Origin of the sequence: Longimicrobium sp., from assembly GCF_035474595.1 — a bacterium.
GTDB lineage: Bacteria > Gemmatimonadota > Gemmatimonadetes > Longimicrobiales > Longimicrobiaceae > Longimicrobium.
Map to the genome: position 1 here is coordinate 23,361 of NZ_DATIND010000149.1, position 12,315 is coordinate 35,675.

At 66.1% G+C, this 12,315-nt stretch carries 15 protein-coding genes; 9 read left to right on the forward strand and 6 right to left on the reverse strand.

Annotation, left to right across the window (positions count from 1 at the left end; translation table 11 throughout):
* Positions 1–9: 9 nt before the first annotated feature.
* The 9 genes from VLK66_RS25170 (at position 10) to VLK66_RS25210 (ending at position 7,060) form a co-directional block, all read left to right on the forward strand.
* Entirely contained in the window at positions 10–780 is a 771-nt protein-coding gene (locus tag VLK66_RS25170) for a heme exporter protein CcmB (RefSeq protein ID WP_325312263.1), read from the forward strand.
* On the forward strand, positions 781–1,533 hold the full coding sequence (locus VLK66_RS25175) for a cytochrome c biogenesis protein (RefSeq protein ID WP_325312264.1): 753 nt from the start codon (positions 781–783) through the stop codon (positions 1,531–1,533).
* Positions 1,534–1,562: 29 nt separating this feature from the next.
* Entirely contained in the window at positions 1,563–1,874 is a 312-nt protein-coding gene (locus VLK66_RS25180; RefSeq protein WP_325312265.1) for a CcmD family protein, read from the forward strand.
* A gap of 434 nt (positions 1,875–2,308) precedes the next feature.
* Positions 2,309–3,328 (forward strand): hypothetical protein, encoded by a 1,020-nt coding sequence (locus VLK66_RS25185; protein ID WP_325312266.1) that lies wholly within the window; start codon positions 2,309–2,311, stop codon positions 3,326–3,328.
* Between the two features lie 303 nt (positions 3,329–3,631).
* Positions 3,632–4,264, forward strand: a complete 633-nt coding sequence (gene sdaAB, locus VLK66_RS25190; RefSeq protein ID WP_414676534.1) for an L-serine ammonia-lyase, iron-sulfur-dependent subunit beta — start codon at positions 3,632–3,634, stop codon at positions 4,262–4,264.
* A gap of 3 nt (positions 4,265–4,267) precedes the next feature.
* Entirely contained in the window at positions 4,268–5,152 is an 885-nt protein-coding gene (gene sdaAA / locus VLK66_RS25195) for an L-serine ammonia-lyase, iron-sulfur-dependent, subunit alpha (RefSeq protein WP_325312268.1), read from the forward strand.
* Between the two features lie 285 nt (positions 5,153–5,437).
* The gene (locus tag VLK66_RS25200) at positions 5,438–5,728 is read left to right on the forward strand and encodes a hypothetical protein (protein WP_325312269.1); all 291 of its coding nucleotides are present in this window, start codon (positions 5,438–5,440) and stop codon (positions 5,726–5,728) included.
* Between the two features lie 3 nt (positions 5,729–5,731).
* Positions 5,732–6,136: a YbjN domain-containing protein gene (locus tag VLK66_RS25205; RefSeq protein WP_325312270.1), complete on the forward strand. Its 405-nt coding sequence runs from the start codon at positions 5,732–5,734 to the stop codon at positions 6,134–6,136.
* Between the two features lie 18 nt (positions 6,137–6,154).
* On the forward strand, positions 6,155–7,060 hold the full coding sequence (locus tag VLK66_RS25210; RefSeq protein ID WP_325312271.1) for a PspA/IM30 family protein: 906 nt from the start codon (positions 6,155–6,157) through the stop codon (positions 7,058–7,060).
* A 91-nt stretch (positions 7,061–7,151) separates the two neighbouring features.
* Here VLK66_RS25210 and VLK66_RS25215 read toward each other — a convergent pair whose 3' ends face one another.
* From VLK66_RS25215 to VLK66_RS25235, 6 genes are all read right to left on the reverse strand, one after another.
* Positions 7,152–7,355, reverse strand: a complete 204-nt coding sequence (locus VLK66_RS25215) for a hypothetical protein (RefSeq protein WP_325312272.1) — start codon at positions 7,353–7,355, stop codon at positions 7,152–7,154.
* 1 nt (position 7,356) lies between these two features.
* Positions 7,357–7,662 (reverse strand): Txe/YoeB family addiction module toxin, encoded by a 306-nt coding sequence (locus tag VLK66_RS25220; RefSeq protein ID WP_325312273.1) that lies wholly within the window; start codon positions 7,660–7,662, stop codon positions 7,357–7,359.
* 521 nt (positions 7,663–8,183) lie between these two features.
* Positions 8,184–8,264, reverse strand: coding sequence for a hypothetical protein (locus VLK66_RS28690; RefSeq protein ID WP_414676536.1), 81 nt, complete (start codon positions 8,262–8,264; stop codon positions 8,184–8,186).
* Between the two features lie 1,791 nt (positions 8,265–10,055).
* A complete protein-coding gene (locus VLK66_RS25225; RefSeq protein WP_325312274.1) occupies positions 10,056–11,054 on the reverse strand; it encodes a caspase family protein in 999 nt (332 codons plus the stop codon).
* 41 nt (positions 11,055–11,095) lie between these two features.
* Positions 11,096–11,431 (reverse strand): Pepco domain-containing protein, encoded by a 336-nt coding sequence (locus VLK66_RS25230; RefSeq protein ID WP_325312275.1) that lies wholly within the window; start codon positions 11,429–11,431, stop codon positions 11,096–11,098.
* Between the two features lie 414 nt (positions 11,432–11,845).
* Entirely contained in the window at positions 11,846–12,079 is a 234-nt protein-coding gene (locus VLK66_RS25235; RefSeq protein ID WP_325312276.1) for a type II toxin-antitoxin system YoeB family toxin, read from the reverse strand.
* Between the last annotated feature and the right edge of the window lie 236 nt (positions 12,080–12,315).

Below are 12,315 nucleotides of genomic sequence, written 5' to 3' on the forward strand. Positions count from 1 at the left end.
GCCGATGAGATGCCGCGGCCGGGGGGGCTCGTGACGGAGATGGCCGTCGCGGAGCGCGCCGAGCCCCGGGTGGCGGACGATACGGCATCTTCCGAACCCGCCGGCGCCTCGTTCCTGGCGCAGGTGTGGGCGGTGGCGCGGAAGGACCTGCTGCTGGAGGCACGCTCGCGCGAGCGGGTGCTGTCGATGGGGACCTTCGCCGTGCTCGTGGCCGTGGTCTTCAGCTTCGCGGTGGACCCCAGCATCCGCGCGCGCTCCATCGCCGGGGCCATGATCTGGGTGACGGTGCTGTTCGCGGGAACGCTGGGGCTGGGGCGCTCGTTCGCGCTGGAGAAGGAGGCCGACGCGCTGACCGGCGTCCTCCTCTCCCCCGTGGACCGCGGCGCGCTCTTCCTGGGGAAGTGGCTGGCGAACATGGCCATCGTGCTGGCCGTGGAGGCGCTGATCTTTCCCGTGTTCGCGCTCTTCTTCACCCTGAGCTTCCAGGGCTCGCTCCCGGCGCTCGCGGCGGTGGTGGTTCTGGCGACGGCGGGGTTCATGGCGCTGGGCACCCTTTTCGGCGCGGTGGCGGCGCACACGCGGCTGGGCGAGACGCTCATCCCCATCCTGCTGCTGCCCTTGCTGACGCCGGTGGTGATCTTCGCCTGCGCGGCCACGCAGCGCCTGCTGGTGGGCCGCCCGGTGAGCGACGTGGTGAGCCAGTTGAAGATGCTGGGCGCCTTCGCGCTGATCTTTTTGTTCGTGTGCACGGCCCTTTTCGGCGCCGTTGTGGAGGAGTAGATGGAGACGACGACTCGGCCGGAATCGCCCGCGCTCGCCCGCCTTGGCCCGGCGGGGATGGACGATTCGCTCGCCGGAACGCGCCGCTGGGCGGCGGGGTTCGGCGTGGTGGGGATGGGGCTGCTGCTGTGGGGGCTGTGGATGGTGTTCTTCTACGCCCCCACCGAGGCGGAGATGGGCATCGTGCAGCGCATCTTCTACGTGCACGTGCCCAGCGCGTGGACCATGTTCCTGGCCTTCGGGCTGGTGGCGCTCTGCTCGGCCGGCTACCTGTGGCTGCGCGACCCCAAGCTCGACGCCATCGCCGTTTCGGCGGCGGAGATCGGGCTGCTGTTCGCCACGCTGGTGCTGCTCACCGGGCCGCTGTGGGCGCGGGTGGCGTGGGGCGCGTGGTGGGTGTGGGAGCCGCGGCTCACGCTCACGCTGCTGCTCTGGTTCATGGGCGTCGCCTACTTCATGCTCCGCGGCGCGGCCGAGAACCCCGAGCGCGGCAGGCGTTTCTCCGCGATCCTGGGGATCGTGGCGGCGGTCGACATCCCGCTGATCCACCTGAGCGTGCAGTGGTGGCGCTCGCAGCACCCCAAGCCGGTGGTGATGCGCCCCGAGGGCGCGCAGGCCGATCCGGCCATCCTGCAGACGCTTTTCGTCTGCCTGTTCGCCTTCACCTTCCTGTTCCTTTCGCTCCTGCTGATCCGCTACGGGATGGAGCGCCTGCAGCAGCGCGTGCACGCCCTGCGCGCCGCGCCCCGCTGACGCCTCCGTTTCCGGGAGAAATCCGACCGATGCGCCCGATCCGATTCGCCCGCGCGGCGCTCGCCGCCGCCCTGCTCGCGCTCTCGCCCGCGCCGCGCCTGGCCGCGCAGGACGCGCCACCGGCCGCCGCTTCGACGCAGGCGCCCGCCCCCGCGGAGCAGCCGCTGGGCGGCCCCGCGCTCTCCGCCGAGGCGGGGCCGCCGCGGACGCTGCGCGCCTACTGGCACGTGTTCATCGCCTTCGCGCTGGCGTGGCTGCTGGTGTTCGGCTACGCCATTTCTCTGGGCCGCCGCTTCCGCGCGATCGAGCGCGAGGTCGACGCCCTGCGCGGCGCGTCGTGACCGTAGAGATCGATCGTTCAGCCTCGCGCAGTTTGCGAGGCTTCCCGTAGTTGTTGCTGCGACTTCAGTCGCCGGTGATTGGCTGCGGCGAAATAAATGCTCGCCGATTGCGCCCGACCCTGACCTGACGTCATCCTGAGGCCGGCCACACTGCAAGCTGATTCGCGCAAGCGCCTGCAGGCCGAAGGATCCATAACCGAGGCCGCACGTCAGCCGGCAGTCCGCGCTGAATCGCTTGGCGGCTTCGGGTTTACGGACGGGAGATGAAGATGCGGGGGCGCTCCGGCCATCGGAGCGCTCCGCTTTTCGTGGAAATCGGCCGATGCGATCCGTCGAATTCCCGAGCCGCGGTGATGTCTTGCGAAGCCACCGCGCGGGAAAGATGTTGATCGTCATCCCACCGTCCGTTTCCACCTCCAGCCCATGGAGCTCCGATGCTGATCCCCCGCTACTGGCACCGCGCGGACTCCCAGGCGGTGAAGCCCGACGGCCAGCCGGTGCGCTTCCACGTCTGGCGCGGCTCGCGCGGCAGCCCCGCCGACGCGCAGGTGCTCGCGGAGCAGGCGGTGGTGCGCGTGGCCGAGCGCATCCAGAGCGGGATGGGCTTCCCCGAGAAGTACACCTACGGCGACCGCCCGCTGCGCGAGGAGGTGGTGCGCGAGATCCAGGGCTCCGGCGGCCCCGACGCGCCCGACGCGGCGATCACGCGCAACATCTATGGCGCGCTGGTGCTGAACGCCGCGCACGCGTTCTTCATCGACGTCGACGTGGCCGGTTCGGAGCCGGGCGCGAGTTCCGGCTCCAGCGGTGAGCACCCGCCCCAGAACCCGGCGCAGGCCATCGGCGACGCGGCACAGTCGCTCTGGAACGCGGTGGACTCGCTCCCGCTCCCGGGTGGGCTGAAATCGTTCCTGGGCGCGTTCCGCCCGTCCTCGCCCGCGCCGTCCGCGCCGCCCCCGCCCACTCCCGCCCCCGCGCCGGCTCCCGCGGACGCGGCGACCGGGCCCGCGCTGGACCGCCTGCGCCGGTTCGTGGCCGCGCGCCCCGAGTGGCGGGTGCGCGTGTACCGTACCTACGCGGGGCTGCGCTACCTGGTCACGCATGCGCCGTTCGAGCCCACCGGCGCGGACGCGCAGGCGGCGCTCGCCGCGATGGGCGCCGACCCGCACTACGTCCGCCTGTGCCAGGTGCAGAAGAGCTTCCGCGCGCGCCTCACGCCCAAGCCGTGGCGCATCGGGATGCCGACGCCGCCGGTGCGCTTCCCCTTCGACGGCCCCGGCGACGAGCGCGCCATGCGCGACTGGGAGTCGCGCTACGAGCAGGCCTCCGCCGGCCGCGCCACCTGCCGCTTCGTCGAGGAGATCGGCACCGGCGCCGAGCACCCCGACATCGCCCCCCTCCGCGCGCTCCACGACGAGCAGACCCGCGCTACCTCGGGGCTGCCGCTGGCGTAGCGCGTCGCCGTCGCGTGACCGGACACAACAAGGAAGCCGCGCCCGGTCCGACCGGGCGCGGCTTCCCGCTGACGTGGTGTCGCTGGCTACGCTCGCCGCCGCTCGGCTGATTCGCGCGGCGTCATGCCGATCGTGAGCCGCTGCCCCAGCGCGTTCGCGATGCGTTGCAGCATCGCCATCGAGTGGCCCTCGTAATCGGCATCCTCCAGGCGGCTGATGACGGATTGCGTCCCCTGTCCCCTGTCCCCTGTCCCCTTTATTTTCCGCAACATGGTATCGCTCTTCGACATCCTAGGCCCGACGATGGTGGGTCCCAGCTCATCGCACACCGCGGGCGCCTGCCGCCTGGGGCAGATGGCGCGCTCCGTGGCCGGCGGCATGCCCGAGCGCGCGCACATCCGGCTGCACGGCTCGTTCGCCGCCACCGGCGAGGGGCACGGGACGCACCGCGCCATCGTGGGCGGCCTGATCGGCCTGCCGCCCGACGACCTGCGCCTGCGCAACGCTTACGACGAGGCCGAGGCCGCGGGGCTGGCCTGGGACTTCGAGGACGTGGAGCTGGGCGACGACGCGCACCCCAACACCGCCATCATCACCACCTGGCTGAACGGCGAGGAGACCACGCTGCGCGGCGCGTCGCTGGGCGGCGGGCGCATCGAGGTGACGGAGCTGGACGGCTTCCCCGTGGAGCTGGGCGGCGACTACCACACGCTGGTGATCCAGGCGCACGACGAGCCGGGCACGATCGCTGCCGTGGCCACGGTGCTGGCCGGACACCGCGTGAACCTCGCGACCATGCGCGTGGACCGCACCGGCCGCCACCAGGACGCGCTGATGACCATCGAGGCCGACGAGCCCATCGCCGACGCCGCGTTCGACGCGATCCGCGGGTTCCCGTGGGTGCGGTGGGCCCGCATGGTTCCCAAGATCGCCTGACCGATGCACAAGTCCATCGAGTCGCTGATCCGCGACGCGGAGGAAAGCGGCCGCCCGCTCCCGCAGGTCGTCCTGGCCACCGAGTCCGCCGAGCGCGGCGTGCCCGAGGCCGACATCCGCGCGCGCATCGCCCGCACGCTGCAGGTGATGCGCGGCGCGATCGACGAGGGGCTGAAGGGCGAGGTGCGCTCGGCCAGCGGCCTGACCGGCGGCCGCGCGCGGCGGCTGTGGGAGAACGGCCCGCGGCTCCTGGGCCAGCGCGTGACCGAGACGCTGGCGCGCGCCATCGCCACGCTGGAGGTGAACGCGGCGATGGGGTTGATCGTCGCCGCGCCGACCGCCGGCGCGGCGGGCGTCCTTCCCGCGGTCCTGGTCAGCATCGACGAGTTCCAGCACCTGGGCGAGGAGAAGCTGGTCGACGCCATGCTGGTGGCCGGCGGCGTGGGCGGCGTGATCGCCCAGCGCGCCTCGCTGGCCGGCGCGGAGGGCGGCTGCCAGGCCGAGACGGGAACGGCGGCGGCGATGGGATCGGCGGCGGTGGCGTGGCTGAGCGGCGGGTCGCACGAGCAGATCGCCACCGCGGTCGCGCTGACGCTGCAGGGGATGCTGGGATTGATCTGCGACCCCATCGGCGGGCTGGTGGAGATCCCCTGCATCTACCGCAACGCCTCGGCGGCCATGCAGGCGATCGCGGGGGCGGAGATGGCGCTCGCGGGGCTCGACTTCCCGGTGACCGCCGACGAGGTGATCGACGTGATGGGCGAGGTGGGCCGCCGCATGCCGAGCGCCTACCGCGAGACCGCGATGGGCGGCCTGGCCGCGACCCCCAGCGCCCGGCGGCTGGTGCAGATCCGCCCGACCTCGCGGCCGAGCGGGATCAGCCGGTAGGGCGTCGGCTGGTAGGCGGGAGGACGGGCTTCCCGGCGTCGCGCCGGCATCCTCCCGGCGAATGAATTCGCGGCAACAACGGCCCGAAGTCCGCCTTCGCGGACTCGCGGTCCCGGCATTTCCGCGGCGCGCCGGGATCGAGCGGATGCAGGGAGATTGTGCCGGCTTCCCGATCGTCTCCCAGCATGATCGGGGATGTGCAGGAGGGGGATCCGGGGATGGACAGCGCGCCCGCCGGATGAAACTTTGAGCGTTCCGGGCGCGTAGCCTTCACCCGAACGACCGATGTGGGAACTGATCCTCATCCTCTTCGTCGTCGCCTACCTGACGCGCTGGACCGCGTCGGGGTGGCTGGCGCGCGGCGGCGGCAGCCAGCAGCTCGAGGCGCAGCACACCGCCGAGCTGGCGCGGCTCCGCGAAGAGGTGGACACGCTCACCGCCCAGGTGGTGCGCATGCAGGACGAGCAGTCGTTCATGATGCGCCTCCTCACGGACGGCAGCCGCGGCGATGCAGCCGCGCTCCCGGCCGCCGAGGAGGACCCCGATGTCCCGACCGACGAACCCGAGAAGGGCTGACCCATGGTCACACGTGACGACGTGGAGAGCTACCTGCTGCGCGCAGGGCTCGACCACGAAGAGATCAGCGAGGGGATGTGGCTGGTGCGCGCCGGAGCGGCCGACGCCGGCGTGGTCATCCACCTGTCGCCGCCGCTGCTGGTGTTCCGCATGAAGGTGATGGACCTGCCCGCCGAGGAGCCGCGCTGCGCCGCGCTCTTCCGCCGCCTGCTGGAGCTGAACGCCACCGACCTGGTGCACGCGGCCTACGCGCTCGAGGTGGGCGACGTGATCCTCACCGAGTCGCTGGAGGTGGAGAACCTGGACTTCAACGAGTTCCAGGCCACGATCGACTCGTTCCAGATGGCGCTCGCCTCGCACCTGGAGGCGCTGTCGGGCTTCCGCGACTGCGCCCCGGCCCAGGCCTGAACCCCCGGAAGGATCCACATGGGAATCTTCGATCGTTTCTCCACCATGTTCAGGTCGAACATCAACGACCTGATCGCCCGGGCCGAGAACCCGGAAAAGATGCTCAACCAGGTCATCGAGGACATGCGGGGCCAGCTGGCCAAGGCCCGGCAGGAAGTCGCGGTGGCCATCGCCGACGCGGCCAAGCTCAAGAAGCAGGCCGACGACGAGCAGAAGCAGGCGCAGGACTGGGAGCAGCGCGCCATGCTGGCGGTGCGCCAGGGGCGCGACGACCTGGCCCGCCAGGCGCTGATCCGCCACCAGGAGCACGCCGTGCGCGCGCAGGAGCTGTTCGGCACCTGGCAGCGCCACCAGGAAGACACCGACCGCCTGCGCGACGCGCTGCGCCAGCTGAACGAGAAGATCCAGGAGGCGCAGCGGAAGAAGAACCTGCTGATCGCCAAGCAGCGGCGCGCGCAGGCCCAGCGGCGCATCCACGAGACCATGTCGGGGCTCAGCGACTCGTCGGCGTTCGAGGCGTTCGACCGCATGGCCGAGCGCATCGAGCAGAACGAGCGGATGGCGCTGGCCGCCGCCTCGGTGAGCGAGGAGCTGCACGGCGACCAGCTGGAGCGCGACTTCAAGCAGCTGGAAAAGGGCGACGGCACCGACGTGGACTACCGGCTGCTGGAGATGAAGCAGAAGATGGGGATGCTTCCCGCCGCCGCGCCCGCCGAGCAGCGCGCGCTGGGCGCCGGCGAGCAGGCCCCGGCGGAGCCCGCCCCCGCGGCGGCCGCGTCCGCCCCCGCGCCGCCCGCGGCGGGGAACGGCGCCCCCGCCACGCAGCAGCCCATCGCGCAGCCCGCCGGCGGCCCGCCCATCCACGAGGCCGAGCTGCTGGAGGAGTTCGAGGCGCTGGAGGAAGAGGAGCGCGGCCGCGCCTGAGCCGCACCCGCGCCAGCATCTCCCGAAGCACGAAGCCCCTCGCCCGCATCTTCGCGGGCGAGGGGTTTTTTCGTCGGCGGGCGAGGTCACCTCATTCGCCGAATCTTCGCTTGCCGAAGAGCGCGTACAGCTCGTCCATCGTGAACTCGTGCGTCCGTTCGGCGAGCGAGTCTTCGATTGCGCGGTGGAGACGCGCGGCGTTTTCCGGGCTGCTGAAGAGGTACTGCGAGTCACCGCGCGGCCGCAGCCTGCGCAGGGCGTAATCGACGACCCATCTCCCGTGACGCTCCGGCATGTCACTCGTAGTGGAATCGGGCGGAGATGAACTCGACCGCCTCGTCGTCGACCCGGTACAGCAGCCGATGTGTCTTGTCGATGCGTCGCGACCGGTTGCCCGATCGGTCGTGCTTCAGCAGTTCCGGCTTTCCGATCCCTTCCCGCGGATTCCGCGCGATGTCGAGGATGATCCGCAGTATGCGCAGCGCCGTCCTCGGATCGACTGCCACCCAGTGCTGGAGGTCGTGCAGAAATCGTATTGCCACGACCAGCGTGTGAGGCCTGCGGGCGGAACCGCGTTCTTTCGCGTCAGCGCGCCTCTTCATGGCCATCGCGCGCAGGGAACGGCCGGGCGCCGCGCGCTTCCCTCCAGCGGTCGAGCTCCGCGATTGATTCCTCGATCCAGGCCCGGTTCGCGGGTGAGCTCATCAGATATTCCCAGTCGCTCCGCCAGCGCTTTCGCAGGCGCGGGCGCCGCAGGCCGAGGTCGTGCCCGCCCGGGGGCGTTCTCCGGCACCCCGGTTGAATCGTTCCCGTCCGCATCCGCTTCCTCCTCGCCATGGTCGATTCGCTTGCCGGAAGTGGACGGTAAGGCTGTGGTTCGCTGGCGTCAAGTACTAATCTGATCGATAGATAAAGCGGTTCCACCGGTGGCGCAATGGGGATTCCGGACGGGTGGAATGCGCCAGCGGGGGGACGCCTGATCACCAGGGTCGTGCGGTCCTGCGCTGGAAGAGGAGGAGCGCGGCCGCGCCTGATCCGGCGCCGGCCCGATCGGCATCTCCCCACGCAGGAAGCCCCTCGCCCGCATCTTCGCGGTCGAGGGGCTTCTTCTCGTTCCATCATCTCACGTGTACTGATCGCGCGCCCGGGCGAACTCGATCCGGTGGTTGCGCATCCGGTAGACGAGCCGGTGCTCGTCCGTGATGCGCCGCGACCATTAGCCGCCCAACGCCCCAAGGGTCAGGGGTGCGGGGCGGGCGCGAAAACCTGTCGTCAGCGAAATCATAGATGGCCCCGCATCCCCTGCAGCCGATTGTTAGGCCGTGTTCGGCGAAGCTAAGGCACTATACGCCCAGCGAACCGCCGCGAGCCTCGCGAAAGTGCTTGCCATTTTCCGAAACTACAGAAACTACGCACACACACATCCTGCCTTTAGGTCAACAAATCCTCTGCGCGAAGACCTGATGATTGTCAAGACCCTGAACGTCGAGTGTATTCGGCAACTTTCCTTCGTAACGTAAACAAATGCGCACCGATTACACTGCTTGGAACGCCAGATTTCGTAACCAGAGTATCACGAAGACTTTCGCGCGATCCAATATTCGTAGCATCTAACGCCGACGCGGTACGAGAGTTCACCGCTCGAGAATGCCAGAGTGCGAAATCCAACAGGTGTAGCTCTAGGGTGGTTAAACGAGCACCATGGGCGAAACGCTGTAGCCGTTCCGCAGATTCCCCTCGCCCGACTGTCCCACCAACAGCGTCAATCCGAAACTCACCCGGGAGAGATCGGATTAGCTTTCGAAAATAGAGTTCGATATCCAAATGTGTTATATCAAGCACGCTGCGAATGTGGTGCTTGCGTCGTGAGGTTGATGGAAGCCACTGCAGCCATGGTCCACCACCCCAGATAGTTTCTGCAGCGACGGCTGATGGAGATCCAAGCGGTACCAAGGAAATATCTGTGCACGACTGATTCACAACGGCGTCCCAACTTGATCGCAGCATGGGTGGAAGGGAAAAGCGCAAGAACGGAGTATCCGTAGCAAGAAGTTGTAAAGCACGCACGTCAGGATGATCGTGAAATTGAGAGATTGTAGCGTTGTTCACTAACGCGTACTGATGATCTGATAGGGCGTGGAGGAATAGGGCGAGCATCGGTGAACGACGAGCGGTATCGTCGAGTTCTCCGATCCTATCAATGGCTGGAAGCTTCTCCCCGTTTAGCAACCGTTGGCGTGCGACTTCTGTCCACCGGACTTCTCGCGACTCCAAGGAAACGCGTGCTCCCAGCTCGACATACGAAATAGCGACGTTCTCCGGAATCGCCCCGACCATTTGGGCTCCCACCGAACTCATTAGGTATGTAACCGAGGATTGCCATCCATTCTGGATAAATAGAGGTTGGTCCACTTGGTGACCATTCTGCTGCGTCCAACGTAGGAAATAATATCCCGGATTAAGGCTGGTGGAAGCGCCGCTCCAGCCCTCCGTTCCCCAACGCGTACCGGCTCCATCTAGCAGAAGGTGATCGACGAGGGAGCCATCTGGTCTCAATAGGCTCGCGTTCGGTGGGGAAAGAGTAGGATTGACTTCTCCCTGCTGTCTGATGAATATTACCAATTCGCCACCATGGCCCAGAGACTTTCCTGGAACTCTGGCGAGATCCGTCAGCCGCTGTGCTTGTTGCGCGCTCATCGAGTGGCGGTCCAGCGGAAAAGGCGAGAATATCTCCATATATGGCCCCGAAACGGGATAGGAATCCATTTCAGGCGAAAGGTACACAAGTTCATCTTGTACTGATGAGCCGATTCGAAATCGTAACTTGTATGGGCCTGGGTTGAGTCCGATCGCGATTTTGCCAATGGCACGTGACAAGAGCGTGAAGCTCCCATCAAACACCGAAATCTCTGTCAGAGGTGTATCCGCCGTAACCGTAAGCTGGACCTGATTATCGGCTGGCGCCCCCCGAATTGTGGGCGTGTAAGGAGGCGGTTCAGAAATCGACATTTTGCTCCTCCGTTCCCGTCACTTGAATGACCTTATCTGGTTTCCGATCGCATCGAAGGACGTACAATCCTGGCGTAAGCTCCTGTTCCCACACATTCGCTTCTGTCCTAGATGGATAAAGATCAATCAACATATTCCGATGGTCGTATAACTCAATAGCCCAACAATCGGTGTGAACCCGTGTTAACGACCGGGGGGTCTCAGATTCGACCAAGATGATATCATTCCGACGGTCGTATTCAAACCTCGGTTCGATATACTCAGAAGGTGCGCAAAGCTCCGGCATGTACTGATGCACAAACGTGTCCAGCCGCTCTGTCGTGATAGAACTCGACGTTGTTGCTGCAGCTCCACTGAGGCCTTCCAAAAGCGCAACCGTGAAAATGCCGCGGATCTCACTGAACCGGGCGATAAACTTCTCTCGGCTTTCCATGGACCACCGCGTCGCGAATGCAAAAGCATACCTAACCGAGGTTCCACGTCTATCTACCTTAGGTTCCCAAGGAACCGGGCGGGCCGGTGCAGTGATATAAGATTCCCGGCAGCAATCCATAATGAGAACAATCTCTTGAAAATAGCCCGACGCACGAAACCAATTAGCGTAATCGCGCGCTGGGATGTGAAATCCGGTGCTACGAGGCCGCGCTTCTGCGGTAAGAAGCGATGCATCTTCATATGTCCTTGCGAAGCCGTGGCCCGCGAAGAACATGTAAAGTCGACGACCCCCAAAACCCAATTCCTCAGATCGCTCGATGATATTATCAAAAACCATGTCGATTTCTGAAACCATCGGCCGAGCATCCTGAGGCTTGAGTGGTTGAGGAAATTGTGAAGATAGAATCATCTTCACGTTCTCGGCAGGAACGCGAGCGCTCTGGCGAATCCAATTCTCGAATGCTCGGGCGTCATTTTCAGCCCCCTGTAGATCCCGGAGGCCGGGGTACCTATTGATCCCTACGATTACAGCATGATCATCCCAGTTCATTTGAGTTCTCTGGAGAACATGGTTCGTGCCGACAACACCCACTATTTTCTCTCGTTCCGCCGAAACAACAGCTTGACACCACCTGCAAGTTCTGTCGATGCAGATCCAATCAACCTGATCTCACCTTTGGCAGTCACTTCGATTTGTAGTTCAACTTGGTCTAGAATGAAGTTGGACCCGAAATCTTCGATCCTCGTTAATACTGCTCCAATACTGCCGCAGAACGCAACAAGATTCTGTGCGAGAACGTCAGGAGACGCTATCCCGATCGTAGTCGCCAGCCGCTGCGCTTGAGAGAGTACACCACGCGTGTCGGAGCCCGTATGTAGCTCCTGTGCAGACGTGATGATCATGATCCGGGCAAGTTCGTTGCTCATGGCGATCTCACTGGAAGTAACCCAATTCGATTGTAGTCGCGGATTGCTTTACAGGCAATCTTTGCGATTCTCCAAGCTATCTACGAGCCTTCAAGTTCCATCGCAAGTGCCTCGGCAGCATCCGCCCGCTCGCGGCTTGCTTTCGCCCCAGCACGCGCCATCTCTGCCAGCGTCTGCTCCCAGCCAGGGCGCGGCCGATGACGGCCGCCTTCCGCCCGCCACCGTCGGGCGAGGTTGAGGCTCACTCCAAATGCGGCCGCAACGTCGTCCATGGAGTATCCCGTCAGCGGCAATTCTTGGAGCGGGCTGCGGAAACTCGCCCCTGAAAGTCGACAAGACTTTTGCGCACCTACCTATTAGGATAGAACACACGGCAGCCGCGGGACGCGCTCCCTGCGGCTGCCGCGATGTTTGTCAGCGGCCTAACGAGTGCTTCAGCGGCTTCGGCTTTCCGATCCCCTCCCGCGGATCGCGCGCGATCTCGAGCATGAGGTGGAGCACCTTCGCCGCGGTCCGCGGAGCCTCGGCGACCCACTTCGCCAGGTCCAGCAGGAACTGAGTAGATACGACCAGCGGCGTTTCCTCTTCCGGACCGTCGGTGCGCGGCCGGCCAGGCGGCGTCATCGTGGCGATGCGCGGGAGGTGCATCGAGGATCGCCGCCCAGCGGTCCAGCTCCGCGATGGAATCCAGCAGCAGCTTCGCGCTCGCGGGATTCCGCAGCAGGTGGGCCGTCTCGTCCCGCCAGCGCCCGCGCAGGCGCGGCCTTCGCAGGCCAAGATCGCGCGTGCCCGGCGTGGATCCCCTCCACCTCGATCGAACGGTTCCTATCCGCATCCGCTTCCTCCTCGCCATGGTCGATTCGCTTGCCGGAAGTGGACGGTAA

Coding starts and splice junctions, on each gene's coding strand:
- VLK66_RS25215 (WP_325312272.1), bottom strand. CDS start 7,355: ATGCCGGAGCGTCACGGGAGATGGGTCGTCGATTACGCCCTGCGCAGG.
- VLK66_RS25220 (WP_325312273.1), bottom strand. CDS start 7,662: ATGAAGAGGCGCGCTGACGCGAAAGAACGCGGTTCCGCCCGCAGGCCT.
- VLK66_RS25225 (WP_325312274.1), bottom strand. CDS start 11,054: ATGAACTGGGATGATCATGCTGTAATCGTAGGGATCAATAGGTACCCC.
- VLK66_RS25230 (WP_325312275.1), bottom strand. CDS start 11,431: ATGAGCAACGAACTTGCCCGGATCATGATCATCACGTCTGCACAGGAG.
- VLK66_RS25210 (WP_325312271.1), top strand. CDS start 6,155: ATGGGAATCTTCGATCGTTTCTCCACCATGTTCAGGTCGAACATCAAC.
- VLK66_RS25175 (WP_325312264.1), top strand. CDS start 781: ATGGAGACGACGACTCGGCCGGAATCGCCCGCGCTCGCCCGCCTTGGC.
- VLK66_RS25170 (WP_325312263.1), top strand. CDS start 10: ATGCCGCGGCCGGGGGGGCTCGTGACGGAGATGGCCGTCGCGGAGCGC.
- VLK66_RS25200 (WP_325312269.1), top strand. CDS start 5,438: ATGTGGGAACTGATCCTCATCCTCTTCGTCGTCGCCTACCTGACGCGC.
- VLK66_RS25235 (WP_325312276.1), bottom strand. CDS start 12,079: ATGCACCTCCCGCGCATCGCCACGATGACGCCGCCTGGCCGGCCGCGC.
- VLK66_RS25205 (WP_325312270.1), top strand. CDS start 5,732: ATGGTCACACGTGACGACGTGGAGAGCTACCTGCTGCGCGCAGGGCTC.
- VLK66_RS25185 (WP_325312266.1), top strand. CDS start 2,309: ATGCTGATCCCCCGCTACTGGCACCGCGCGGACTCCCAGGCGGTGAAG.
- sdaAB (WP_414676534.1), top strand. CDS start 3,632: ATGGTGGGTCCCAGCTCATCGCACACCGCGGGCGCCTGCCGCCTGGGG.
- VLK66_RS25180 (WP_325312265.1), top strand. CDS start 1,563: ATGCGCCCGATCCGATTCGCCCGCGCGGCGCTCGCCGCCGCCCTGCTC.
- sdaAA (WP_325312268.1), top strand. CDS start 4,268: ATGCACAAGTCCATCGAGTCGCTGATCCGCGACGCGGAGGAAAGCGGC.